The sequence below is a fragment of the Mesorhizobium sp. 8 genome, assembly GCF_006351905.1.
Lineage (GTDB): Bacteria > Pseudomonadota > Alphaproteobacteria > Rhizobiales > Rhizobiaceae > Mesorhizobium > Mesorhizobium composti.
This window is the reverse complement of record NZ_CP040914.1, coordinates 1,847,516-1,872,202: the sequence shown is the minus strand read 5'-3', so window position 1 is coordinate 1,872,202 and position 24,687 is coordinate 1,847,516. Positions and strand designations below refer to the sequence as shown.

Sequence of the window (24,687 nt, the reverse complement as noted above, 5' to 3'; positions counted from 1 at the left end):
TTCCGTCATGGCGCAAGGTCATTCCCACGAGGGACACTCGCATGACCATGGCGCGGGCCATGTCCACGGTTCGACCGACAAGCGCCGGGTTCTGCTCGCCGCCTGCCTGACCGGCGGTTTCATGGTCGCCGAGGCCCTCGGCGGCTGGCTGACCGGCTCGCTGGCGCTGCTGGCCGACGCCGGTCACATGCTGACCGACAGCCTGGCGCTGGGACTTGCCTGGTATGCCTTCCACCTCGGCGAGCGGCCGGCCAACAGCCGCCTGACCTATGGCTTCGGCCGGGTCAAGACGCTGGTGGCCTACACCAACGGCATCGCCATCTTCGTTGTCGCATTGTGGATCTGCTACGAGGCCTGGCAGCGCTTCCAGTCGCCGCCGCCGATCCTGGGCGGGCCGATGCTGGTCGTCGCCGTGCTCGGGCTGGTGGTCAACATCGCCGGCTTCCTCATCCTGCATGGCGGCGATCGCGACAGCCTGAATATGCGCGGCGCCATCCTGCATGTGCTTGGCGACCTGCTCGGTTCGGTGGCGGCGATCGCCGCCGCGCTGGTCATCCTCGCCACCGGCTGGACGCCGATCGACCCGATCCTCTCCGTACTGGTAGCGGTGTTGATCCTGACGACGGCCTGGCGGCTGATGCGCGATGCCGCGCACGTGCTTCTGGAAGGCACGCCGCCGCATCTCGACCGCGACGGCATGGCGCGCGACCTCGTGGAGAGCGTCCCGGGCGTTCGGGACATTCACCACATGCATGTCTGGTCGATGGACGGCAGCCGCACGATGGCGACCCTGCACGCTTGCCTGAACGAGGGGATTGACGCGCATGGCGCCGTCACCGCCATCAAGGCGCGACTGGCGGCCGAGCACGGCATCGAACATGCCACGGTGGAACCTGAATACGGCCACTGCGCCGACGGGGACGGCGATCACGACCACCATCACGGCGGCAGCGGTCATGACCATGACGACGAAGGCCATGGTCATGCCCACGGCGCGCTGCATGGCGCTCCCGCCGACCGCCGCCACTACCACTAGCCGGATTGGTACAAGCCCCATATAGGTGCGCGCGGGTTTGGGCCGGAGAACAGCCATGGATCGCGAAAACAGGAACGCTGCCATTGCGGCGCTGATCATTCTCGTCGGCTTCGGCGTGCTTGCCTATTGGCTGCCGACGATCATGCTGGCGCTCGGCGGCGTCTCGACCGTGCTGGCGGCCCTCGCGGCGGTGCTGTTCGGTCTCGCCCTTTTCATCGTGCTTTGGCTGCGCGGCAGGGCGCAACGCCGAAAGGAGAACCGCTGATGCACATCCTGATTACCGGGGCTGCCGGCATGGTCGGCCGCAAGCTGACCGAGCGGCTGGTGCGCGACGGCACTTTGCGCGGGCAGAAGATCACCGCGCTCGCCTTGTACGACATCGTCGAGCCGCCGGTGCCGGTCTTCGACGGTGTGGCGGTGACGGCCCATGCCAGCGACCTTGCCCGGCAGGGCGTGGCGGAAGAACTGGCAGCCGAAAAGCCCGACGTGGTGTTTCATCTGGCCGGCGTCGTCTCGGGCGAGGCGGAGGCGAATTTCGACCTCGGCTACCGCGTCAACCTCGACGGCACGCGTGCCCTGTTCGACGCGCTGCGGCTGGCGCAGAATGCGCCGCGCGTCGTCTACACGTCATCGATCGCCGTGTTCGGCGCGCCGTTTCCCGACGTGATCCCGGACGAGTTCCATCCCACCCCGCTCACCTCCTACGGCACGCAGAAGCTGATGGGCGAAGCGCTGCTGGCTGATTACACGCGGCGCGGCTTCTTCGACGGCATCGGCATTCGCCTGCCGACCATCTGCGTCCGGCCCGGCAAGCCGAACAAGGCCGCCTCCGGTTTCTTTTCCGGCATCATCCGCGAGCCGCTTGCGGGGCTGGAGGCGATCCTACCGGTGCCGCGCTCGGTCGTGCATACCCACGCCAGCCCGCGCTCGGCGGTGAATTTCCTCGTCCACGCGGCCGAAATCGACGGCGACAAGGTTGGACCGCGCCGCAACCTCACCATGCCGGGCGTGGCCGTCAGCGTCGGCGAGCAGATCGAGGCACTGGAGCGGATCGCGGGAGCGAAGGCTGTGGCGCTGATCCGCGAGCAGCCGGACGAGGCGGTGTGGGCGATCGTGAAGAACTGGCCGACCCGCTTCGAGGCCAAACGCGCGCGCGAACTGGGTTTTACGGCCGAGCAGAGTTTCGACGAGATTATTCGCGCCCATATCGAGGACGAACGCGGCGCCTGAGGGCGACGCTAAAGCGTCACGCGATCTTTCAGATTCGCTCCGCACGCTTTAGAGTCTTGATTTTACGCATGTCTTTGTCCCGAAACCGGGTCCCACTTTCGGGAGACATGCTTTAGGCCTCAATGGCCCTTCGCGGCCTCGGCCGTTTCCTTGGGCGCCGGTTTCGGCGCTTCCTTGCGCCGGACGGCGTTGTCGCGGATCTCGTCCTTGGACAAGAAGTTGACCTGGTCGATCAGCACGTCGTGGACGATGTCGGCGCCGATGCGCTTGTTGATGGTCTCGCGGATGTTGTTGCGGAAGGCGTCGAGGTCGAGGTCGGCCGTGTTGGTGAAATCGGTCTGCGGATTGGAATAGAGGTAGGAGTAGACCTGGTCGGTCATCAGCGCCGAGGCGGGGACCGACAGCTTGGCCATCTCGGCCGGATCGACCGTGTAGACGAGCTTGGTCAGGAAGTAGCCCTGGATGGTCGCGTCCTTCACCATCGGCACCGAGATCATGTCGGTGTTGATGTAGTCGAGGCCGCCCAGCAGCGGCTTGGGCGTGTCGTCGGCCTTGGCGCCGGCGTTCTGGAACGAATAGATCGCGGCGCCTGCGGTGACGGCGCAAATCCAGACGGCGGCGACGATGAACTTGATCATCGGCGGCTCACGGGCGCGCCCAGCCGAATTCCCCGGCCGAATAGGTGCCGTCGGCTTCCGCGTTCTGGATGGCGCTCTTGAGCAGGTTGGCGACTTCGTTGACGGCGTTGAGGTGGGCGAGGATCGCCGCCTCGTTGCGTGCCAGCTTCTGGCGCAGCCGCGTCAGTCCCTCGCTGTTCTCGGCGAGGAATTCGGCCTGGCCGGGTCCCTTCATGGCGCGGTTCAGCTCGTAGAGGTAGCGGCTCTTGCGGGCGTTCGAGGCCTTGAGGTCGAACGAAACGCCGCTGCGGATGCCGGCCGTCTCCTCCTCCACCGCTTCCTCGATGCGGCCGATGATGGCGGCGAGGTTGCCGGGCCGGGCCGGGCCGGACACCGCGTCCGCGACGCCGGTGCGGGCAGGCAGGTTGGGGGCGAATTCGGAATACTCGTTCATGGTGACCCTGTCAGATCTTCGTTGCCGCGGTCGCCGCTGCCGGGTCGTCGCTCAGGGAGCGGACCATGCGGCGCTGGATTTCCTGCACGAGCGAATTGGAAAGGCTGGACTGGGCGTCCCGCGCCGCCTGTTCCGGCCCGCCGGAGACGGCGCCCACCGGCACCACGCGCTTGCCTTCGAGATAGTAGTCGGCCAGCATCGAGCGCGCGATGCCGATGCCGCCGCGATCCGCCATCACGTCGGCGAGGTGCTCGGCGAGCTGCGATTTCCACATGTCGCCGGCAAGGCCCTTGCCGTAGACGCCCTCGGCATCCTTGGGCAGCATGTTCTGGATGAAGGTCTGCAGCACCATCGCCTCGAAACGCTGGTAGTTCCTGGCCGGGCCGGCCTGCTCGGTGTCCGCTTTGCGCGCAGCACCTGCCGCTTCGACGGTGAAGGTGGCGGCCGCGCCGCCGGCGCGTTTCGTCAGCGCCGCGCGCGCGGCCTCGATGTCCTGAGGCTCGGCCGCGCGGGCGACGTCGAGCACGATGTCGCTGGGGGGAGAGATCGCCAAGCCGAAGCTGCCTTCTGCCGTTTCCGTCGACCGATCATCGCCGAACAAGCTTGCCGCAGGCTTGCCGGCGGTGATGCGCTATCTGCCGCGCTTCTGCTCGATGATCTCCAGCCGCTCGCGGTCGCCGCGCCGGCGTTCGTCGTCGCGGCGTGCCGCCTTGTAGGCACGCTCGACCATGTTGGTGCGCGCCGTGGCGGTTGCCACCTTCGCTGCCTCGAGGCGGGCCTTCTCCAGGCTTTCATCCTGCCGCCTCAGGGCGCCGGCGATGCGGTTGTGGTAGAGTTCCGGAAACAGGCCGGCCAGCGAACCCTCGGCGTCGAAGCGGTCGGCCAGCACCTCGGCTTCCTGTCCGGCGGCGTTCGCCTCGGCCAGAAAGCCGGCGCGGCGCGTCTCGTGCAGGGCCTTCAGCTGCTCCTGCACCTCGACCAGCTTCTTCAGGCGGTTCTTGCGATCGGTCATCGGCCTATCTCGACAGGGCCAGGTCGATGAAGCCGTCGGCGAACAGCGACAGCATGGTGGCGGCGGCGAAATAGAACATGACGATGCCGCCGACGATGATGATCGGCTGGGCGATGAAGTAGACCGGGATCTGCGGCGTCAGCTTGTTGACGAATCCGACTGTCAGGTTGACGATGATGGCGTAGGCGACGAAGGGGCTGCCGAGGCGGATGACGAGGAAGAAGGCGTCCGAGATGGTGTCGGCGACGTCGACCAGCGCGGCCTGCGGGTTGAAGAAGACGTTGAGCGGGGCGACCTGATAGGAGGCGACCAGCGCCCGGATCACCTCGTGGTGGAAGTCGAAGACGAACAGCATCAACAGCGCCGAAAGCGAGATCAGCGCCGCAAGCGGGGCTTGCGGCTCCGGCTCCTCGACGGCCGTTCCGCCATTCGAGTTGAAGCCGATCAGCATGGCGAGCCCGGCGCCGATGAAGCGCAGCGCCTCCATATAGAGGCGCGTCATGATGCCGATCAGGCCGCCCACCAGCAGTTCCGATGCGATCATCGGCACCAGCACCGCGGGATGCGGGTCGACGAAGGGATAGATGCGGTCCCACAGGAAGGTGAGCAGGCCGACGGTGACGGCGATGGCCGCGAACAGGCGCACATGCAGCGGCACGCGCACGCTTGAAAGGCCCGGCATCACCATGAAGCAGGCGCCGACACGGCAGAAGGCGAGGAACGCCGCCAGGATGGTCGTCTCGGTGAGGGTGGAGAGGGCGTTCACGGAGAGTCCGCGCAGCGGTGTCCGCCGTTTTCTGTCGTCCTCACGAAACCGTTCCCAGCACCCTGATCTCGACGCCCTTGGCGATCTCGACGTGGGAAAGCACCGGCAGGGTCGTAAACATCCGCTCGATGATCATGCGTACGTAGGGCCGGGCATCCGGCGCGGTGACGAGGACGAATCGCTCGCCGGCCTCCAGATGCTTGCGGATCGCCTTGGTCGCCTCCTGGCCGAATTCTTCCAACTGACGCGGGTCGATGTCGAACTCGCGCACCTCGCCCTTGGCGTCGCGCTTGAGGCTCTGGTGGAAGGCGAGGTCCCAGCGATTGCCAAGGCGCAGCACCTTGAGCACGCCGCCTTCGGTCAGGTCGCCGCAGATCTGCTGCGCCATACGCACGCGCACATGCTCGACGATCTGCTCGGTGCGGCGCACATGCGGCGCGATCTCGGCGATGGCCTCGATGATGAGGTGCAGGTTGCGGATGGAGACGCGCTCGGCGAGCAGCAGTTTCAGCACCGCCTGCAGGCCGGGATAGGAGATATGCTGCGAGCAGATCTCGTCGGCCAGCTTGCGGTATTCCGGGTCCTGCCGCTCGAGCAGCGCCTTCATGTCCTTGTAGGAAAGAAGCTGCGGCAGGTTATTGCGGATCACCTCGGAGAGGTGGGTGAGCAGCACCGACATATTGTCGGCATAGGTGAACTGCTCGCGCTTCAGGTCCTCGGCGAAGGTCTCCATCACCGAATAGGCGCGCATGCCGAAAGCGGGCTCGCGCACTTCCTCGCCCGGAATGTCGGGGATGTCGCGTGTGCCGAGCAGCACCATCAGTTCGCCCACCCGCATCTGGTGTTCGGCGACCACGGTGCCGTGCACCTTGATCTGGTAGCTCTTGGGCGGGATGGCGAAATCGTCGGTCAGCTTCACTTCCGGTACGACGAAGCCGTACTGGGTGGCGAACTTCTTGCGCATCTTCGACATGCGGAAGGCAAGTTCCTGGTGCGCGCTGATGAGGCGGGTGGAAAGCTGCTTGCCGATCAGGAGCTCGATCTCGGCAGTGGCCAGCGAAGCCTTGACCGAGTTCTTCTCCTCCTCGGCCTTGGCTGCTTCTTCCTTTTTCCTGCCGGCTTCCTCTTCCGCGATCCGGCGGTTGTGCTGGAGGGGGATGATGTAGCCGAGCCCGGCCATGGCGCCGGCCAGCGTCACGAAAGGGAACATCGGCAGGCCGGGCATCAGGCCGAGCAGGGCCAGCAGTGCCGCTGCGACGTAGAGGGCGCGCGGATAGGCGCCGAGCTGGCCGAAGACAGCCTTGTCGGCCGAGCCGCGCGTGCCGCCCTTGGAAACCAGCAGACCGGCGGCCAGCGAGACGATCAGGGCCGGTATCTGCGTCACCAGGCCGTCGCCGACCGAAAGCTTGACGAAGATGTCGGCCGCCTTGCCCAGGCTCATGTCGTGGCGCAGGTAGCCGATAGCGATGCCGCCGACGATGTTGATGGCGGTGATGATGAGGCCGGCGATGGCGTCGCCGCGCACGAATTTCGAGGCGCCGTCCATGGAGCCGAAGAAGGAGGATTCTTCCTCCAGTTCGCGCCGGCGCAGCTGCGCCGTCTTGTCGTCGATCATGCCGGCCGACAGGTCGGCGTCGATCGACATCTGCTTGCCGGGGATGGCGTCGAGGGTGAAGCGGGCGCCCACCTCGGCGATGCGCGTGGCACCCTTGGTGATGACGATGAAGTTCACCACGATCAGGATCATGAAGACAATCAGGCCGATGACGAAATCGCCGCTCATGACGAGGTTGGAGAAGCCGCTGATGACGTAGCCGGCGGCGTGCGTGCCCTGGTCGCCGTGCGACAGGATCATGCGGGTGGTGGCGATGTTGAGCGACAGGCGCAGCATGGTGGCGATGAGCAGCACCGTCGGGAACGACGAGAAATCGAGCGGGCGCTGGATCCACAGCGCCACCATCAGGATCAGCACCGACAGCGCGATCGAGATGGCCAGCCCCATGTCGATCAGGAAAGCGGGGATGGGCAGGAACAGGACGGCGAGGATGATGACGATGCCGGCGGCGAAAAAGACGTCGCGGCCGTTCTTGACGGCGTTGCGCGCCGAGAAGGTTTCACTGATCGCCACTGTCGTCTCCGCCGGCCACGTCGCGGGCAGCAAAGCCCGAGCCTTGAGCCTAGCGGCCCAAGCTTGCGCGAAGGTGGGTGGAAACGGCACGGCCTCGCTTGACCGTGATGCCGCCACGCGTTGTCATGTGCGCGAGGCCGAAGTATCAGGCTCCTTCCACCGGGATTTCCGCGAGCCGCCCTTTGCTATCCGCCGCACAGTTGCCAGTCCACGCCCGCCGGCTTCGCGCGCTCGTCGTGCGATCGCTGCCGGTGCTGGAAGCGCGCGGCATCGTCGTGGTGCTGCTCGGCGGGCTGGTCGGCGTCATGGCCGGCACGCTGGTGACGACGATGAGCGCGCTGGTGCAGTGGCTGCATGTGCTGTTGTTCGAGGTCCAGCCGGGCGGCCGGCTGTCCGGCATGTTTTCCCTGCAGCGCCCGGTGCAGGCGCTGGTGCCGGCGGTCGGCGGCATCCTGCTCGGCCTCACCGTGGTCTGGCTGCGCAGGCGCAAGTTCCGGACGCCGGTCGACCCGATCGAGGCCAACGCGCTCTATGGCGGGCGCATGTCGCTCACCGACACCTTCATCATCGCCGGCCAGACGATGATCTCCTCAGGCTTCGGCGCATCCGTCGGGTTGGAGGCGGGCTACACCCAGGTCGGTTCCGGCCTCGCTTCGCGGCTGGCGCGGTTCCTCAGGATGCGGCGCAACGACGTGCGCATCCTCGTCGGCTGCGGTGCGGCGGGCGCCATCGCCGCTGCCTTCGACGCACCGCTGACGGGTGCCTTCTACGGCTTCGAGCTGGTGATCGGCACCTATTCGGTCGGCAATGTCGCCCCGGTCATGGCCGCCGCGATCTGCGCGTCGCTGACGGCGGAAGTGTTCGGCGGCGTGCCGTTCCCGATGGAGCTTTCCGGCCTGCCGGAACTGACGCCCAGCCTGTACGTGCCGTTCCTGCTGCTCGGTCTGGTCGGCGGCGGCGTGTCCATTGCCATCATGTATTTCGTCACGTCGGTCGAGCGGCTGTTCGCTCGGCTTTCGATCGACGCTTCGCTCAGGCCGTTCCTCGGCGGCTGCATCGTCGGCCTGCTCGGCCTGGTGACGCCGCAGGTGCTGTCCAGCGGTCATGGCGCGCTGCACCGCGAGTTCGCCATGAACTACGGGCTGGCGGTGATCGCCAGCGTCTTCCTGCTCAAGCTCGCCGCCTCGGCGATCTCGCTGGGGTCGGGCTTTCGCGGCGGCCTGTTCTTCGCCTCGCTGTTCCTCGGCGCGCTGATGGGCAAGATCTTCGCCGGCACCATGGTCTTCTTTTTCCCGGCCAGCGGGTTCGACGCCGACGTCGCCGCCGTCGTCGGCATGACGTCGCTGGCCGTCGGCGTGGTCGGCGGACCGCTGACGATGACGTTCATGGCGCTGGAATCGACGCGCGACATCACGCTTTCCGGCGTGGTGCTGGCTGCCTCGATCATGTCGGCGATGCTGGTGCGCGAGACGTTCGGCTACTCCTTCTCGACCTGGCGTTTCCACCTGCGCGGCGAGACGATCCGCAGTGCCCACGACGTCGGCTGGATGCGCAGCCTGACTGTCGGTTCGATGATGCGCAAGGACGTGCGCATCATCGATTCGTCCACCACGCTGGATGAATTCCGCAAGGCGATCCCGCTCGGCTCCGCGCAGCGGGTCGTGGCCGTCGACGCGGACGGGCGCTACGCCGGCGTGCTGATCGTGGCGGAGGTCTACAGCGAGCAGGGCAATCCGGGCTCCACGGTGCTGACGCTCGCCAAGTTCCGCGATTCGGTGCTGGTGCCGACCATGAACGTGCAGTCGGCGGCCGAAACCTTCCAGCGCGCCGGCGCCGAGGAACTCGCGGTGGTCAAGGACTTCACCGACCGCGCGGTGGTCGGCCTGCTGACCGAGGGGCACCTGATGCGGCGCTACGCCGAGGAACTCGACAAGGCACGCCGCGACCTGTCCGGTGAGGAATAAGCTTCAGGGCCGCTGGCAGCGTGAGGCACGCTCCTGCCGTTTTGCCGCAAGCTCCGTTTCCAGTCCCTCGATCTTGCGGGTCTGGCGATCCTCCAGCGCCGAGCGGGCCTTGACGCCGCCCGGCACCCAGAACGGCACGTCGAAATTGCTGATCTTGCCGCGGCTGATGGCAGCGGACGACAATTCTTTCGATGTCTCGCCGATGCTCACGTTGATGTCGGCACAGGGTGTGCTCGCACCGCCGGTCGATCCGGACGCACAACCGGTAAGCAGCACCGCCAGCATGGCGGCCGCCGCGGCGGGCGGAGCTTGCAGCAATCTCATGACGGCAAAATAATCAAGGCGAGGATTGGTTGCAAACCGGAAGGGGGCGTCCCTATTCCTGCGCCCGCTTCTTGACCACGCCGGTGACCGTGCTGGTCGGCCGCTCGATCCAGCGGCGTACGCGCGGCCGCTCTTCGCCCGCATGCAGTTCGCGGATGCGTTCGGTGATGGCCGCATCCGCCTGCGTGATGCGGGTGTTGTGGCGGATGTAATCGAGCCAGGTCGGCGTATGGTAGGTTTCCAGCCAGACGTCCGGGTGTTCGAGATCGCGCGCGATCACCCAGTTGCGCGCGCCGTCGCGGCGGCGGATGCGGCCGCGTTCCGTCATCAGGGCCAGGAACTCGGGCACGTCGTCCTCCCGGATGATGAACTCGATCATGATGGCGATCGGCCCGCTGCGCGATTGCAGGTCGAGCGCCAGCGTCGGCTCGCGGAAGCGGTTGAGCGGATCGAGGTTGAGCGGCGTATGCTGCGGCAGCGGCAGGACAAGGCCGAGAGCGCCGCCGGCGAGCATGGCGACCGCTGCCGCCATCAGCGCCACCGGCGCGCCGTGATGATCGGCCACTAGGCCCCAGATCCAGCTTCCCAGCGCGATGCCGCCGAAAGTCGCCATCTGGTAGATGGACAGCACCCGCCCTACGACCCAGCGCGGCGTCGACATCTGCACGGTGACGTTGAAATGCGACAGGGCGATCACCCAGCAGGCGCCGCCGACGACGAGGCCGAGCGCCGTCGCCCAGGCGTGGGTGCTCAACGCACAGACGAGCGAACACAAGGCGAAGCCGGCGAAGGCGGCGCGCACCATCGTTTCGCTGGAGAGCAACTGGCGCAGCCTGACACTGGTCAGCGCGCCGCCGACTGCGCCGACGCCGAAGGCGCCGAGCATGATGCCATAGGTCAGCGCGTCGCCCTTGATGACGTCGCGCGCCACCAGCGGCAGCAGCGCCAGCACGGCGCCGCTGGTGGCGCCGAAGGCGGCACCCCGCGCCAGCACCTTGCCGATGTTGGGCGACATGGCGACGTAGCGCAGGCCGGCGCCCATCGCCGCGCCGAGCGATTCACGCGGCAGGGGCGAGACCGGCTCCTCGCGCTTCCAGCGCGCCATGACGGTGATGAGGCCGAGATAGCTCGCCGCGTTGGCGGCGAAGGCCGCCGCCGGGCCGAAAGCCGCCACGATGATGCCGCCGATGGCGGGGCCGACGGAGCGGGTGATGTTGAAGCCCATGGAGTTTAGCGCCACCGCCGCCGGCACCTTGGCGCGCGGCACCATGTCGCCCACGGAAGCTTGCCAGGACGGGCTGTTCAGCGCGGTGCCCGAATCGATCAGGAAGGTGAAGGCGAGCAGCGTCCACGGCGTGATCAGGTCGAGCCAGGTGAAGACGGTGAGCAGCACGGACACGACCAGCATGAAGACTTGCGCCACCAGCATCACCTTGCGCCGGTCGAAGCCGTCGGCGATGGCGCCGGCGACCAGCGCGAACAGCATGATCGGCAATGTCGTCGAAGCCTGCACCAGCGCCACCTGGTAGGACGATGTGGCGATGGAGGTCATCATCCATGCGGCGCCGACGCCCTGGACGAGGCCGCCGAAGTTGGAGACGAGGTTGGCCGACCAGACGGCACGGAAAATGCCGATGCGGAACGGCGCCAGCGCGGCGGAGCGTTCCGCCTCCGGTTCGTCTTCGATCACTGCCTCGCCGTGATGCGGCATGCCGTCTCCGTCGCATTCGTCCGGTGGTGGTCGTGGGGCCGAAATTAGCCGACACGACGTTAGCCGACACGGGGAAAAAGGCGAACGCCTTTGCGAGAAAGATCATGGTCCAGCGGACGGCCGGACACGATTTTTTCGCGCTCTGTCAGAAACCGGTCTGGATGCGCTCGAAAATGACGTTGGTGAAAGCCGAGATCTGGCCGCCGATGAAGGGGCCGGTCAGCGCCACCACCAGCATGATGGCGACGATTTTCGGCACGAAGGTCAGCGTGATTTCCTGGACCTGGGTGAGCGCCTGGATCAGCGCGATGCCGATGCCGACCACCATGGCGACGAGCACCACCGGCGCGGAGGCCGTGAGCACGGTCCACACTGCGAACTGGACGAGGTCGAGGGCATCGGCTTCGTTCATGATGCCAGCCTGCGCTTGCCTTGTTGCGGAAGTCTATCCTAGCTCGCCGCCGGTCCCACCGTCACGCCCGGCCCGACCGCCATTTCCGTGCCGTTCTCCAGCACCGCGATCAGCCCCGAGGAAGAAAGCCGGACCTCCGAGACCGTGCCGGTCGTCTTGCCGTCGGCCGAGGTGATCGAATGGCCGATCAGCGCGTCGGCCTGCGACAGCGCGGAGGATTGCAGGATGCTGTCCAGTTTGGTGTTCATCTGCACCGACTGCTCGACCTGGGAGAAGGTGGCGAGCTGGGCGACATATTGCGTGGAATCCATCGGCTGCGTCGGGTCCTGGTTCTTCATCTGCGCGATGAGCAGCTTCAGGAAGGACTGGTAATCGACCGATGCCTTGGACTTGGGCGTCGCCTGGTTGGCGCCAGCCGGTATCGTGGTGGTCATATCGACGTTCATGGTCATCGTGCTCCGACTGCCAGCGGCCGTGCCGCCATATCCTCGCTTGCGCCGTCCCCGGCGTCCGGATCGACCAGCTTGCGCTCCAGTCCGTAGAGCGAGCGAATCGCCTTCAGGGCCTCGAAAACGTGATCCTCGCCGACAAGCTGGTCGACGTGCTTGAGCGTCGAGCGGATCTGCTCGTTGTGGTAGCTGGCGAGCAGCAGCGGCAGCGAGCGGCGGAACATGTCGCGCGCGTCGGCGGCCCCTTGCGGGTTCATCAGCATCACCTGAACGATGAAATAGAGCTGCTTCAACGGCGTCGAGGCATCCTCGGGCTGAAGCACGTGGCTTTCCAAAAGGAACTGCACGTCGTTCATCAGCTCGATGCTGACCTTGCGGTCGACGCGCACGACGGCGCCGTTGATGTAGATCTTCTCGTTCGGCTTGAGCGACAGCTTCAGCGTGTTGGTCATTGGATCCCGTCCCGGATGATCTGCGACACCTCGATCAATCCCTCGAAATTGTCGGCGCGACCCTGGCGGATGTCTTCCGTTTCGCGCAACAGCCAGAGCCCGATCGAGATCAGGTTGGCACGCAGTTCCTTGGGCAGCGCGTTGTCGTCGGAACCAAGGTCCTCGACGAAGCTGGTCCAGACGCGATTGGTGAAATGCAGCGCTTCGATCGCCTCCATCGACTGTGTGCCGGCGGCGGCGGCGGCCGTCAGCATCTCGATGGAACGGGTGAGCAACTGTCGCTCGCGCTCCTTGGCGTCGGCCACGGAGTCTGTCTGGATGTCGGCGTATGAGAATTGATACATCGCTGGCAAAGTCCGTGGTTCAGGTCAGGAAGTTCAGCAGGCTCAGCTGCTGGATGCGTGCGGTAAGCGCGAACGAGGTCTGGATGTGCGACATCAGGTCGTTGACGCGGTTGGCCGCCTCGTAGGGATCGACGCCTTCGAGGTCGAGGATGTGCTTTTCGAACAGGTCCGCCTGCGTCTTGATGCGGTCGGTGGCGTCGGAGACGCGCTTCTGGATGATGCCGGCCTGCGACTGGGATTGGCCGAGATCGCTTACCGCCTCGCCCGCCAGCGACAGGGCGCGCGAGGCCACCGTCTTCTTCGCCTCGCCGCTCAGCGTCGAAGAGGAGAAGAAGTCGGACACAATGGCGGCGGCCATGGCGAGCTTTTTCACGCCGTCGTTGTTGGCGCTGATCGAGGTCTCAGTCTTCTCGTTGAGGGCGATGCGGCTGACGATCTGCTCGTCGGTGGCGCTCGACCAGTTCGTCTGCCAGCCCGTGCCGAAGAACTGCGGCATGACGTCATTGGTGATGAAGTCGTCCATCTGGGCGGTGGTGACGGAGGCGGCGGCCGGGTCGTCCTGCGTAAAGCCGAAACGGGCGAAGAAGGCGGCATCGAGCGCGGCCTTCGCCGGCGAACCCGCGGCGGTGAAGTCGTCGATCGGCTTGACGTCGGTGTTGGTGCCGGCAAACAGGTATTCGCCGTTGACGGAGGTGTTGAGGATTGCCGTCATCGACTGCAGCGCAGCGTTGCCGCTATCGTGGGCGACGGCGTCGGTCATGTCGCCGGAGGAGGCCGTCGCCATGGCGCCGAGCAGCGCCTGCGCGACATCTGTGAGCTGGCCGAGCGCATCCTGGGTGGACGACAGCCGCGACGCCACCAGCGCGTTGGAATCGACGATGCCGTTCAGCCGGTCGAGGTCGCGCGCGAAGGTTACCGACTGGGCCGTGCGCGTGCCGAGCGCCAGCCCGGTATCGGCGACCCGCCCGGTATCCATCTCCTTCTGCGCCTTGACGAGGTCGACCTGCATGCGCGTTTGCGAGTAGCGCATGGCGTTGGAGATGGCGGCGGAGGAAACGCCTGACGCCTTCATGATCTTACCTCACCGCTTCCATCAGCGAATCCAGCATCTGGTTGACGGTGCTGAGGATCCGCGCCGACGCCTGGTAGGTGTGCTCGAGATCGAGCAGCAGCGACATTTCGGTATCGACATTGACGCCGGTGTCGTTGGACAGCGCCTCGGCGGTGCGGGTCGCCAGCGCCTCCTTGGCGTCGGCGGCGGTCGAGGCCTGCTGGCGGATGCCCTCGAACCAGCCGATGGAACTGGCCGAGTAGGTCGTGACGCTGACGGTGGTGTTGATGCCGGCGGCCGGGCTGAACGCCATCGGCTGGTCGAGCCGGTTGGCGTAGCCGATGAGCAGGTCGGCATAGGACGCGCCGCCGGAGGTGTTGGCGACATAGGCCGCGCCATTGGCGCCGCCGTCGCGCAGCAGGGTGACGTTGCCGCCGGCGGCGGGGTCCATGGCGGCGTTGACCCTGATCTGGCCAGCCAGCCCGGTGGTCAACGTGCTGGGAATGGACGAGGTGCCCGCCTGCATGAACAGGCCCGCCGCGTCGGGATTGGGAGGCGCCGTCTCAGCGAAAGCGCCGATCAGTCCGCGCGCAATCTCGTCGAGCTGGGCCTGCATGGTGACGGTGACGTTGTCGCGAAGCTGGATCAACCCGGCCAGCTTGCCGCCGGCGTCGGTGTCGCCGCCGGTTCCGGCCTTGAGGGGTACGTTGTCGATGTAGACGGCGTTGCCCTGGGTGCCGGCCGCGTAGCCGGCCAGCGGCTGGAAGGACACCGAGCGCGGGATCGTCTCGAACAGCGTCGTGCCGTCGCCGGTGGTGATAATCATGTCGTTGTCGCCGCGCGTGAAGGTCGAGATCGGAACGTATTCGCCGATCTTCTTCAAAAGCGCGTCGCGCTGGTCGAGTGCGTCGGAGACATCGGCCCCCGAACGGCTGCCCGAGACGATGGCTGTGTTGACGTCCTGGAACTGGGAGAGCAGCGAGTTCAGGTCGCCGACCGCCGTGGCGATCTGGGCATCGGTGTCGGTGCGGAACTTCTGGATGGCGTCGGTGCCCTCGTTCAGCGAGCGCACGACCTGGCGCGCGGCGTCGATGACGGCGGTGCCGGCGTTCTGGTTCGACGGCGAGGTGGCGTAAAGTTGCAGCGCCTCATGCAGCTTGCCGATGGCGGTCGATGCCGAGGAGGCGTTGTCGACGCCGTTGACGGCCAGTTCGAGCTGGTCGAGGCCGCCGGAAAGCGCGCTCTGGCCCGCCCAGGCCGATAGTGCTGCAAGGTTCTGGCGGAAAAGCTGCTCGTTGGCGGCGCGCTGGATCTGGACGGCGCGTGCGCCGGGGTCGGTCGAGACGACGGGCGCCGTGCGGCGCGAATAGTCGGGATTGGCGGCATCCGCGACGTTGCGGGAGACCACCGACGTCTGGCGCGAGGTGGTCAGCAGCGACGACTGAGCGATGCTCAATGCGGATGAAAGGGACATTCTTCTTAGCGTCTTTCAATCGCCGCGCCGCCGCGGCCACTCATCTCTTGAGGTTGACCAGGACGTCCATCAGGTCGGAACCGGTCTGGAATACCTTGGAATTGGCCGTGTAGCTGCGCTGCGCCGCGATCATCGAGGTCAGTTCCTCGGCAATGTCGACGTCGGAGTTCTCCAGCGCGCCCGAAATGATCGCCCCGGCCTTGCCCTGGTTGGCGAAACCGATCGTGACGGCACCCGATTCCGAGCTCTGCGCGTAGACGTTGCCGGCGAGCGCCGAGAGCTGGTCCGGGCTGGTGACGTCGGCCAGCGGGATCTTGTAGAGCGCCTTGGAGGAGCCGTCCTTGTAGCGGGCGTAGATGGTGCCGTCCTTGCTGATCTCGACCTTGTCGATGGTGCCGGGAGCGTTGCCGTTCACCGTCGGTTCGGTCGGCGTGTAGGCGGCGCCCAGCTGGGTCAGCGTCGACAGGTCGAGCGTCATGGCTGCGCCGTTGGGCACGGTGAAGGAAACGCTGTCGGTGGCGCCCGTCAGTTTGCCGGTGGTCGTGTCGAAGCTCAGGTTGGCCGAGCCGAGCGCGCCGCCGGTATAGGGAAAGGAGGTGCCGGGCGTCGCCTTCGACTGGTCGAACACCGAAACCTGCCAACTGCCGGCGCCGGTGTTGGTGAAGTAGACGTCGAGCAACACCTTGTTGCCGAGATTGTCGTAAGCGACCAGCGAGGACTTGGCCGTGTATTGCGCCGTCGCGCTGTTGGTGGAGGGCAGGTCGCCCGCCGCGACGGGCGTCGCCGAGGCGGGCAGGTTGGCGCCGAAGCTGCCCTCGGTGCTGGGCGTCGCCGTCATGCCCTGCTCGGAAATGACCACCGGCACAAGGCCCTCAAAGCCGTTCACGGTCGCCGCCGGCACGCCGTTCTCGAAGCTGTAGGCCATCAGCTGGAAGCCGGCCGCGTTGACGAGCCTGCCTTCGGCATCCGGCACGAAGGCGCCGGCGCGCGTGAGGTAAGGCGTGCCGCTGGCGTCCTGGACGACGAAAAAGCCGTCGCCGTTGACGGCGAGGTCGGACACTGAAGTCGTGTATTGCAGCACGCCTTGCGAGGAAATCGAGGAGCGCACCGTGGTGGTGACGCCGCCGGAATTGTAGGCGCCGCCGGTGGTCGGCATGACCAGGGTGGAGAATTCGGTGGAGGAACGCTTATAGCCGGTGGTGTCGGCATTGGCGATGTTGTCGGCGACGGTGGACAGGCGGTTGGCCTGGGCGTTCATGCCGGAAACGCCGGTTCGCATCATTCCATACAAGCTCATCGAAACGTCTCCTGGTACCGCGAAAGAGCGGCCTTCAGGATACGCGTCCTGTCTTGCGCGAAGCTGTCGCGGCCGGGACGATGCGAACGGGCCGGCCGCATCAGGCTACCAGCCGGTAGCCCAGGAAGCGCTTCGAATCGATGGGGTCGTGACCAAGCTTCTCGCGCAGCTTCTTGCGCAGCTTGCTGATGTGGCTTTCCACCACGTTCTCCTCGACCTCTTCGTCGAAGATGCCGTAGATGGCGTTGAAGACCTGGGTCTTGGTGACGCGCCGGCCACGGTTGGCGGCGAGATATTCGAGGATGCGGCGCTCGCGGCGCGGCAGGGGCAGCGGCTCGCCGTCGATCTCGGGGTCGCGGCCGTCCATGAAGATGCGCATGGCGCCGATTTCGGTGTAGGCGGCCTCGTCCTGCGCGCGGCGGCTGATGGCGGCGATGCGGGCGAGGATTTCGCGGATGTGGACGGGCTTGCGCACGACGTCGTCGACGCCGGATTCGAACAGGCGTAGCGTGTTTTCGAGCGAGTTCTGTTCGCTGAGCGCGATCACCGGGGCGCCGGTACGGCCGCGGATCTGGCGCGGCGAGACCGAGCCCTCGCGGCAATCGCCGATGAGGAAGGCGCTGACCGATTTGAGGTCGTCTTCGGGCGCGCTCTCGACCCATTCCCCGAATTCGCCCGGCGCGAAGCCGGCGCTCGCCACGCCCTCGCGATCGAAAAGGGAATGATACCCTTCCGTCACCAGTTCGCGCTCGTCAACGATCACGATCATCGGCCCGCCCTCCGAATCAACTTTTATGCCCCGTTGCAACAATGGGTAATCGCGGCCGGGAATCGTGACCACCATCAAATCTTGCGGATAGTTTCTTGGGAGTCGGGAATCGCTCTGGTTGTATTATCCGACAAATATGTAAGCGTCGGCATCGCGCCTGCCGTTCGTCGTCCGAGACTCCGTCAGCTGTATTCGGCGCGGCAGATCGTGCAACTTACGGTTTGCAGAACGTGCGGGCGTTGGCCGTCCATTTGCCGAAGCCGACGGCGACCATGTTGGCGATGACGCGGCAGACATAGACCTTCTGCGCGGGATCGTTGTCGGGGCCGGCATGGTAATGGGCGACCGCCATCGACCAGGTCTGGTGACGGGCATGAAGGCTGGCCAGGAAGCGGGCGGCATAGTCGACGTTGCGATGCGGATCGAGCATGTCGGCGACGCTGCGGAACTGCGAGGCGTGGTAGTGATGGTTGATCTGCATGCAGCCGAGATCGATCAGCGTCTTGCCGTTGTTGCGCGCTCGCTCGAAGTCGGCGAGCGCTTCCGAACGGCTTCGCGGGAAGACGGCTTTTCCTTCTATGTTCAAGGCGTTGGGCTGGAGGCTGCCCTTGTTGCCGGTTTCCGTCAGACCGACCGCGTAGAGGATGCCGGCCGGAATGCCGTAGCGGCCGGCAGCGCGCAGGATTTCCGCCTCGCACGGGTTGGCGGCGGCGTTTGCCGCCTCAGCCGCAAGGCTAGATAAACAGATTGCCGCCAGCACCGATGCGAGAAGCCTGCGCGCTGCGCGGGGCGTCCTGCCTGCCGTCATTGCCGTTCCTTTCCGATTGGTGGCCCGCCTGCCGCCCGGCCGCTCCGTCGCCGTTCGGGTTGCCAGGCTGAAAGGACGAGGGGTCGCGGTAGGGTGCCGCGGTCGCCGACGATGCCGCATCGGCGCGCGCGGCAGGCGTCGCTGCCATCTGCGGTTGCAGGACGGTGACGCTGTCGACGCCGAGCCCGAGGCGTTTCAGCGACTTGGCGATGTCGTCCTTGTCCGCTTCCAGACGGCGATAGGCCTCATGCGTCTCGGGCTTCAGCTCAACCGTCAATTGCTGTCCCGTCATGCGCAGGCTGGCGGTGACGGAGCCGAGGTCGGCGGGGCGGAGCTCGATCTTGAGGACGTGTGTCGGAAGGGCAACAGAGGGGGTGGCCGCCTGCATCGCGGCGGCCTGCCTAAAACCGTTGTCGGCGGAAATGGTGGCGACAAGCGCCGCCGTCGTCTGGCTCATCGGGTGGGAAGCGGGCGCTGCGAAGGACTGGCTGGCAGTGACCGCGACGGTGCGCGGCGTGTCGTCCCGATGGCGTTCGCCGGCGCGCTGCTGCGACGCATCGTCGTCCGCGCCTTTCCGTTCCGGCGAGATTTCGCGGATGCGTGGCGGGGGAGCGTCTTTCGAGGCGTCGCTGGCGTCCGTCAGGGGCGCGTCGGTGACCCCCTCTGTTTCCGAGGTCCCGGCAACGGCCGCTCCAGGCAGCGCCTGGCGCTTGCCCGTCGCTGCCTGTTCCGGCTGGAGATGGATTGCGGCGCGAGTGGCCGCGTCGGCGGCTTGCGCCGTCGCGGGATGCGTTTTCGCTTCGAGTTCCGTCTTTCCGGCAGGCGGGTCCTGCTGGGCAATCCGTTCGGCGGGCGAGGCGGCATCCGCCTTCCGTTCGCCAGCCTTGGCGGAATTGCCGGCCGCCGCATCGAGCATCATCGACGCGGCGATTGCCGTGCCGTCGTCCACGGTCGCATTTTTGTCGGCAGCTTCGTTGCGCTTGCCGTCGTCCACTGCGCCGGGCTGTCCATCCTTGGCGGCGCCGAGACGGTTCAGGCTGACCAGCAGCGGCAGCCTGTCGCGCAGCGGCGGCGTGTCCTGCGCCGTATCGACGTTATCACGATGCTTGCCGTGGCGATGTTTTTCGTGCGCGGAGCCGGTTGTCCGGCCGTCTTCGTCCGAGCGGGTACGGGCGGCGCTTTCCGGCGTCGTCTTCGTATCCGCCGTGGATCGATCCCTGCCGTCGAGCACGTCGCGGAAGGCGGGTTCGCCCGATGCCGGCTCGCGTGCCGGTGCGGGGCTCGAAGGGCCGGTCGCCATGCCGGGAAGGGTCGTGGTCATGGTGACGGTCATTGGGGGGAGGTTCCCAGCATCTGGTCGATCTGATCGAGCTTTCGTCGCGCATCGGCGATGGTCGCGTCCGCGGCATCGGCAGGTTGGCTTGCGGAGGCATCCGATGTCATGGGCGCAGGTTCGGTAGCCAGTGGGGATGCGTCGGCGACCGGCCGCTGCGCGGCGGCCTGCTCGCCGGCCGGCTCCGACGCCGCTGGTTCGGACGCGCCCTGCTCGGCCGGGCGTTCGGAGACCGCGCCCTCGACGGGCGGCAGGTCGTCCGCCGCTTCCGGCGTGGCGGGGCTTTTCGCAGCCGCCAAGTCGGTGGCGGCAGGTTGGGCGGTCGAAGGGACGGCCTTGGCCAGAGGCGGCACCGGCGTCGCGGCACCGGCGGGAGGCGGGGTGACGATCTCGCGGGTGACGGCCTCGGCGGCATCGAACAGGGCTCGGTCGCTTTCGGAGAGGCGGCTGCGGTCGATCGTCTTCAACGTCTCGCGCAGGTCGTCGACCGTCGCTGACGTCACCGCCGAAAGGCTGGCATAGAGGGCCGCGCGCGGATCGTTGCCCGTGTCCTTGCCGCGCTTCTGCTCGGCCTTGGCGGCGGCGAAGGCGGACAGGTCGTTCAGGCCGTCGATGGCGGCGCGGCGGGCGATGCGCAGATAGATCACCCGAGCGCGCTCGGCGTCCATCATGGAGGTGATGTCGGCGAGCCTGTCGCGGCCGAGCGCTTGGTCCATGGAAATGACGCCGGAGACGAAAGAGTCGGCGAACTGGCTGGCATAGGGCGAATGCAGGTAACCCTGGACATACTGGGTGGAGGCATGGGCGAAGCGGGCGGCGTCGCCGTTCGCCACCGTGATGCCGATCGTGCGCCGGAGTGCCGCTTCCTCCACCAGCGTGCCGGGGCTGAGCAACCTCGCTTTGTCGAGGAGGGGGAGCGCTTGTGCCGGGTCCTCGCCGGCGAGCAGCGAGCCCTTCACCAGGGCGACGAAGGCGCCGAGATCGCTCGGCAGCGTCATCGGGTCGACCGGCTTCAGCGCCTCGATGGCGTCGGCGGGACGGCCGCCGAGATAGGCGAGGATGCCGGTGGAGATCGCCTGCATGCCGGCATCCATCTCGATATGCGCGGTCGCCGCCTTGACGGTCGCGGGATTGCCGCCGCTCATGCCGTAGACCAGAAGCGCGCGCAGGTTCTTCGGGTCCTTCAGGTCCTCGGCGCTCAGCTTGCGCAGGCGCGCGTCGGTCAGCTCGAGCAGCTTGGCCTGCATCGGCAGCGCCGCCTGGTCGCCGGACGCGATACGATCCTGCACCAGTTGCAGCGAGCGCACCATCTGGTAGGGCGCCAGCGTCTCCGTGGCGTGGCCGGCACCGGTGCCCGCGGCCATGGTCAGCAGGAAGCCGGCGGCGCGGCAAAGCCCCGCGATCCGTCTCATCCTGCCGTCTCCAGGATGATCTCGATGCGGCGGTTCACGGCGGCATAAGGGTCGGCCTTATCCTTCGGCCGGCGGTCGGCGAAGCCGGCCACTTCGGAGATGCGGCCTTCGTCGACGCCGCCGCGCACCAACATGTAATAAGCAGCATGCGCGCGCGCGGTCGACAGGCGCCAGTTGTCGTAGGTGGCCGAATGGAAGGGGCGGGCGTCGGTATGCCCCTCGATGGAGACCGAACCTTTCTGCGCGTTGACGATGCGGCCGATCTTGTCCATCGCCAGCACAAGGTCGCGGCTGGGTACGGCCGAACCGATCTCGAACATGCCGAAATCGAGCTGGTCGGTGATCGAGATGGCGACGCCCTTGTCGGTGGCCTCGACGGAAATGCCGTTCAGCATCTTGTCGTTCAGCTTGAAGGTATCGGCGATTTCCCGGCTGACCTCGGCGGCTGCGCGCAGCGCGGCGGCGGACGGACCTTTCGGCACCTCGATCCCGTCCGGTTTCGCCGCTTCGGTTTTGGCCGGCCCGCTCTCGGTCGGCTTGGCGGCGGTGGGGCCGCTGTCTGCCTCGATCCTGTCTGCCGATGCGCCGGCCGGCCTGGTCTCTTTCGGTGCGTTCGCCGCAACCTGTTGCGCTTTCCCGGCTTGAGTCATCTGCGAAGGCTGCGCCGGTGCCTTTTCAGGCTGGGCTGCGGGCGCCACCGCTTTGATTTCGGGAACGGCGACTTCGGCTATCCTGTCGCCGGGTTTGGCCGGTTCGCCGTCGATCCTGGCACGGGCGGCGCTCGCCTCGGCGGCGGGTGTCGTTTCCTGCTGCGACCAGAAGTCGGGCGAGAACGGATCGCGGTAGGACTGGCCACCGTCGGCGCCGGAGGCGGGGCCTGCCTCCTGCGCGCCGCCGTCGCCCTTCTTGCTGACGTTCTGCATAATGCCGGTGTCGGAGGCGATTTCGGCCAGCACCGCATAGGGATCGGCGAACAGCTGTTGGTCGGACTTCTTGCTTTCTTCCTTCTGCCCCTCGTCATTGTCCTGGGGAGCCGTGCCGTCCTTGCCACTCTTGCCGTTCTTGTCGGCGTCGGGGATGGGATTACGCGCGGTCATCCCGACCGGGGAGGGGCCGTTGCCCAGGTCCTCCAGTCCCTTGCGGCTGGAATTGCGGTCGATCAGCTTGATCGGGTTGAAATAGGAGGCGACGGCGGCCTTGGTCTGCTCGTTGGCGGCGTTGATCAGCCACATGACCAGGAAGAAGCACATCATCGCCGTCATGAAGTCGGCGAAGGCGATCTTCCAGACGCCGCCGTGATGACCCTCGTCGTCATCGTCGTGACCGCGCCGCACGATGATGATCTCGTGCTTCTCCTCAGCCGCCCCGGCCATGCTCATGACAGCACCTCGGACAATGCGGCGGACCATTCGGCCATGCGCGTCTCGAAGACGGCGTCGTCGATGGCGACGGTGAGGTCGAAGCCGGGAGCGTCGGTGAAGTCGAGGTTCGCCGCGCGCTCGCCGAGCGCGGTCTTCAGCGTCTCGTAGAGCGAGGAGGGGCCGCTGACGCGGATGCGCACCGCATCCGCGTCACCGATCGCCTCTCGCACGGCATTGGCGAGCGCGGCGAGCGACCGTTTCTGCAAATCCTCGCCCAGCAGGCCGCCGACGACGCGCGCGACCTGATCGGCGACGAGATCGGTGACAGCCGCCTGCATGAGGTCGATGCGAGCGGCGACGGCGGCGCCGATGTCGCCGCCCAGCGTTTGCAGGAAGGCGTCGGTTTCCGCCTGCTTGGCCTCCAGCTGCGCTGTCAGTTCCGCCTGATGGGCGGCAACAAGCCGCGCCTCGGCTTCCTGCTCGGCCCGTGCTACCGCCTCGGCGATGATCGTGCCCATGTCCGGCTCGGGAACGGCCTCGGGCGCTGGCTGCTCGACGGGTTTCGCCGCCGCTTCAGCGGGTTCGGGTCTCGTGCCGAAGTCGGGCAGAAGGTCGAACAGGGCGGCCGAGCGCATCAGGCCGTCGCCTCTTGCGCGGCCCATTTGCGCAGGATCTGCGCCGTGCGTTCCTCATTCAGGTCGACCATGCGGGCCAGCCGCTCCTGCGGCGCGGGCCTGAGCTTCTGGCGCAGGTCGTCGAGCGGGGTCTGCACGGCGGGACGCGCGCCTGCGGTTTCCGGGCCGGCTATGGCGCCGGCGACCGCCGGATCGGGCGTCGGCAGCGAGCGCTGCACCTCTTCGAAGCTCGGGCCGGCCAGCGCCGCGGGCCTGGCGGTCAGTGCCGCCGCCATTGGCCGCAGGCCGAAGAAGGCGAGCAGGAAGACGACGACCACGAAGGCGGCGGCGTTGATGAGCGTGCCGGTGTAGTGGCCGATGCGCTCCATGATGCCCGGCTGTTCGAGCGGCACGCCGTCGAGCCCGTCGATGAACTCGACGGCCGAGACGTCAATGATGTCGCCGCGTTTTTCGTCGAAGCCGGTGGCGGAAGCGACCATCTTCTGGATGTCGGCGACGCGCTGGGCGATCTGCTCGGGCGTCGCGTCCTTGCCGAGGATATCCTTCAGCCGCTGCTGGTTGACCACCACGGCGATCGACATCTTGTCGACGCTGTAGCCGTTGGAGACGGTGGCGATCTTCTTGGAGCTGATCTCGTAGTTGGCGATCTCTTCCTTGCGGTCGTTCTGCGAGCTGGACTGCGGGCCGTCCGTGCTGGCGGCCTGCGTCTCGGGCAGGTTCTGCTCGACTGTGGTCGGGGTGGAAGCCTGCTTCTGGTTGCTGTTCTCGTTCGACTTCACCGTCTGCACGGAGCGTTCGACGCGCGAGTTCGGATCGTAGATCGTCTCCTCGGTCTGGCGCGTGTCGGTGTTGACGTCGGCCTTCACCGAAGCGCGGAAATTGTCGGGGCCGAGATAGGGGCTGAGGGCGCGGCGGATATTGTCCTCGATCTGTGTCTCGACGGTCTGCTCGACGCCGAGCGAGCGGGCCGCACTCGTGTTGGACGGGTCGTCGCCGGCGGCCAGGAGGTTGCCGGTCGAATCCAGCACCGTCACCTTGTCGGCCGACAGCGCCGGCACGGCGGCCGCGACCAGGTGGCGGATCGACATGGCCGTCTTGGTGGCGTCGGTGCCGGCGTAGCGGATGACCACGGAGGCGGACGGCTGCTGCTCGTCGCGGCGGAAATTGGCGCGCTCCGACATGACGATGTGAACGCGCGCCGCCTTGATGCCCTGCAGCGACTGGATGGTGCGGGCGATCTCGCCCTCCAGCGCGCGCACGCGGGTGACCTGCTGCATGAAGGAGGTGAGGCCGAGCGAGCCGACATTGTCGAAAAGTTCGTAGCCGGCGTTGGCACTGGTCGGCAGGCCCTTTTCGGCAAGCAGCATGCGCGCCTGCGCGGTGTTGCCGGCGGCGACCAGCACGCTGGTGCCGTCGGAGCCGACGTCGAAGGCGATGCCGGCTTCGCCGAGCACCATGCCGATCTGGTTCACATCGGCCCGGTCGAGACCGACATAGAGCGTCTCGTAGGCGGGCCGGTTCAGATAGACCGAGGCGATGCCGACGACGGCGATCACCAGCGCGGCGATGGCGCCCATGATGGCCAGCCGTTTCGTACCGAACCCTTGCAGGTTGGCGATGATGGTCTTGATCTGCTCCGGCACGGCAG

General features: G+C 66.7%; 26 protein-coding genes. 4 read left to right on the top strand and 22 right to left on the bottom strand.

The window, feature by feature from the left end:
* Window positions 1–7 precede the first annotated feature (7 nt).
* From FGU64_RS09090 to denD, 3 genes are read left to right on the top strand one after another with little or no spacing between them, the layout of a single operon-like run.
* A complete protein-coding gene (locus tag FGU64_RS09090) occupies window positions 8–1,036 on the top strand; it encodes a cation diffusion facilitator family transporter (RefSeq protein WP_139952660.1) in 1,029 nt (342 codons plus the stop codon).
* 55 nt (window positions 1,037–1,091) lie between these two features.
* On the top strand, window positions 1,092–1,301 hold the full coding sequence (locus FGU64_RS09085) for a hypothetical protein (protein WP_139952657.1): 210 nt from the start codon (window positions 1,092–1,094) through the stop codon (window positions 1,299–1,301).
* Window positions 1,301–2,266: a D-erythronate dehydrogenase gene (denD, locus tag FGU64_RS09080; RefSeq protein WP_139952654.1), complete on the top strand. Its 966-nt coding sequence runs from the start codon at window positions 1,301–1,303 to the stop codon at window positions 2,264–2,266. The genes FGU64_RS09085 and denD overlap by 1 nt, the downstream gene beginning before the upstream one ends.
* Window positions 2,267–2,385: 119 nt before the next feature.
* Here the strand turns inward: denD and FGU64_RS09075 are convergent, their stop codons facing one another.
* The 6 genes from FGU64_RS09075 to flhA form a co-directional block, all read right to left on the bottom strand.
* The gene (locus tag FGU64_RS09075; RefSeq protein WP_139952651.1) at window positions 2,386–2,904 is read right to left on the bottom strand and encodes a hypothetical protein; all 519 of its coding nucleotides are present in this window, start codon (window positions 2,902–2,904) and stop codon (window positions 2,386–2,388) included.
* Between the two features lie 7 nt (window positions 2,905–2,911).
* Window positions 2,912–3,337, bottom strand: coding sequence for a hypothetical protein (locus tag FGU64_RS09070; RefSeq protein ID WP_139952648.1), 426 nt, complete (start codon window positions 3,335–3,337; stop codon window positions 2,912–2,914).
* Window positions 3,338–3,347: 10 nt separating this feature from the next.
* Window positions 3,348–3,890: a rod-binding protein gene (locus tag FGU64_RS09065; RefSeq protein WP_139952646.1), complete on the bottom strand. Its 543-nt coding sequence runs from the start codon at window positions 3,888–3,890 to the stop codon at window positions 3,348–3,350.
* Between the two features lie 78 nt (window positions 3,891–3,968).
* The gene (locus FGU64_RS09060; protein WP_139952643.1) at window positions 3,969–4,349 is read right to left on the bottom strand and encodes a hypothetical protein; all 381 of its coding nucleotides are present in this window, start codon (window positions 4,347–4,349) and stop codon (window positions 3,969–3,971) included.
* A 4-nt stretch (window positions 4,350–4,353) separates the two neighbouring features.
* Window positions 4,354–5,115 carry a flagellar biosynthetic protein FliR gene (gene fliR, locus FGU64_RS09055; RefSeq protein WP_139952640.1) on the bottom strand — a complete coding sequence of 254 codons (762 nt, stop codon included), beginning with the start codon at window positions 5,113–5,115 and terminating at the stop codon, window positions 4,354–4,356.
* A gap of 40 nt (window positions 5,116–5,155) precedes the next feature.
* Window positions 5,156–7,237: a flagellar biosynthesis protein FlhA gene (gene flhA, locus FGU64_RS09050; RefSeq protein WP_246671335.1), complete on the bottom strand. Its 2,082-nt coding sequence runs from the start codon at window positions 7,235–7,237 to the stop codon at window positions 5,156–5,158.
* 188 nt (window positions 7,238–7,425) lie between these two features.
* Between flhA and FGU64_RS09045 the strand changes: the two genes are divergently transcribed.
* Window positions 7,426–9,207, top strand: a complete 1,782-nt coding sequence (locus FGU64_RS09045) for a chloride channel protein (protein WP_180375662.1) — start codon at window positions 7,426–7,428, stop codon at window positions 9,205–9,207.
* 3 nt (window positions 9,208–9,210) lie between these two features.
* Here the strand turns inward: FGU64_RS09045 and FGU64_RS09040 are convergent, their stop codons facing one another.
* The 16 genes from FGU64_RS09040 to fliF form a co-directional block, all read right to left on the bottom strand.
* Window positions 9,211–9,492 carry a hypothetical protein gene (locus tag FGU64_RS09040; protein ID WP_139952631.1) on the bottom strand — a complete coding sequence of 94 codons (282 nt, stop codon included), beginning with the start codon at window positions 9,490–9,492 and terminating at the stop codon, window positions 9,211–9,213.
* A gap of 91 nt (window positions 9,493–9,583) precedes the next feature.
* Window positions 9,584–11,242 carry an MFS transporter gene (locus tag FGU64_RS09035; protein ID WP_246671271.1) on the bottom strand — a complete coding sequence of 553 codons (1,659 nt, stop codon included), beginning with the start codon at window positions 11,240–11,242 and terminating at the stop codon, window positions 9,584–9,586.
* Window positions 11,243–11,387: 145 nt separating this feature from the next.
* Window positions 11,388–11,654, bottom strand: a complete 267-nt coding sequence (fliQ, locus tag FGU64_RS09030; RefSeq protein WP_136356315.1) for a flagellar biosynthesis protein FliQ — start codon at window positions 11,652–11,654, stop codon at window positions 11,388–11,390.
* 38 nt (window positions 11,655–11,692) lie between these two features.
* Entirely contained in the window at window positions 11,693–12,100 is a 408-nt protein-coding gene (gene flgD, locus FGU64_RS09025; protein WP_139952628.1) for a flagellar hook assembly protein FlgD, read from the bottom strand.
* Between the two features lie 2 nt (window positions 12,101–12,102).
* Window positions 12,103–12,555: a flagellar biosynthesis repressor FlbT gene (gene flbT / locus FGU64_RS09020; protein WP_139952625.1), complete on the bottom strand. Its 453-nt coding sequence runs from the start codon at window positions 12,553–12,555 to the stop codon at window positions 12,103–12,105.
* Complete coding sequence (gene flaF, locus FGU64_RS09015; protein ID WP_136356309.1) at window positions 12,552–12,899, bottom strand: flagellar biosynthesis regulator FlaF; 348 nt, start codon at window positions 12,897–12,899, stop codon at window positions 12,552–12,554. The genes flbT and flaF overlap by 4 nt, the downstream gene beginning before the upstream one ends.
* Window positions 12,900–12,918: 19 nt before the next feature.
* On the bottom strand, window positions 12,919–13,971 hold the full coding sequence (locus tag FGU64_RS09010; protein ID WP_139952621.1) for a flagellar hook-associated family protein: 1,053 nt from the start codon (window positions 13,969–13,971) through the stop codon (window positions 12,919–12,921).
* Between the two features lie 4 nt (window positions 13,972–13,975).
* Window positions 13,976–15,424 (bottom strand): flagellar hook-associated protein FlgK, encoded by a 1,449-nt coding sequence (gene flgK, locus FGU64_RS09005; protein WP_139952618.1) that lies wholly within the window; start codon window positions 15,422–15,424, stop codon window positions 13,976–13,978.
* Between the two features lie 40 nt (window positions 15,425–15,464).
* Window positions 15,465–16,721 carry a flagellar hook protein FlgE gene (locus tag FGU64_RS09000; protein ID WP_139952615.1) on the bottom strand — a complete coding sequence of 419 codons (1,257 nt, stop codon included), beginning with the start codon at window positions 16,719–16,721 and terminating at the stop codon, window positions 15,465–15,467.
* Between the two features lie 100 nt (window positions 16,722–16,821).
* Window positions 16,822–17,490 (bottom strand): response regulator transcription factor, encoded by a 669-nt coding sequence (locus tag FGU64_RS08995; RefSeq protein WP_136356301.1) that lies wholly within the window; start codon window positions 17,488–17,490, stop codon window positions 16,822–16,824.
* A gap of 214 nt (window positions 17,491–17,704) precedes the next feature.
* Window positions 17,705–18,298, bottom strand: a complete 594-nt coding sequence (locus FGU64_RS08990) for a transglycosylase SLT domain-containing protein (protein ID WP_139952613.1) — start codon at window positions 18,296–18,298, stop codon at window positions 17,705–17,707.
* The gene (locus tag FGU64_RS08985) at window positions 18,225–19,631 is read right to left on the bottom strand and encodes a flagellar hook-length control protein FliK (protein ID WP_139952610.1); all 1,407 of its coding nucleotides are present in this window, start codon (window positions 19,629–19,631) and stop codon (window positions 18,225–18,227) included. The genes FGU64_RS08990 and FGU64_RS08985 overlap by 74 nt, the downstream gene beginning before the upstream one ends.
* The gene (locus FGU64_RS08980) at window positions 19,628–21,043 is read right to left on the bottom strand and encodes a chemotaxis protein MotC (protein ID WP_139952606.1); all 1,416 of its coding nucleotides are present in this window, start codon (window positions 21,041–21,043) and stop codon (window positions 19,628–19,630) included. The genes FGU64_RS08985 and FGU64_RS08980 overlap by 4 nt, the downstream gene beginning before the upstream one ends.
* Window positions 21,040–22,422: a MotB family protein gene (locus FGU64_RS08975; protein WP_139952603.1), complete on the bottom strand. Its 1,383-nt coding sequence runs from the start codon at window positions 22,420–22,422 to the stop codon at window positions 21,040–21,042. Before FGU64_RS08975 ends, FGU64_RS08980 begins: the two co-directional genes overlap by 4 nt.
* Window positions 22,419–23,066: a hypothetical protein gene (locus tag FGU64_RS08970; RefSeq protein ID WP_246671270.1), complete on the bottom strand. Its 648-nt coding sequence runs from the start codon at window positions 23,064–23,066 to the stop codon at window positions 22,419–22,421. Before FGU64_RS08970 ends, FGU64_RS08975 begins: the two co-directional genes overlap by 4 nt.
* The gene (gene fliF / locus FGU64_RS08965) at window positions 23,039–24,682 is read right to left on the bottom strand and encodes a flagellar basal-body MS-ring/collar protein FliF (RefSeq protein ID WP_139952600.1); all 1,644 of its coding nucleotides are present in this window, start codon (window positions 24,680–24,682) and stop codon (window positions 23,039–23,041) included. The genes FGU64_RS08970 and fliF overlap by 28 nt, the downstream gene beginning before the upstream one ends.
* Window positions 24,683–24,687 lie beyond the last annotated feature (5 nt).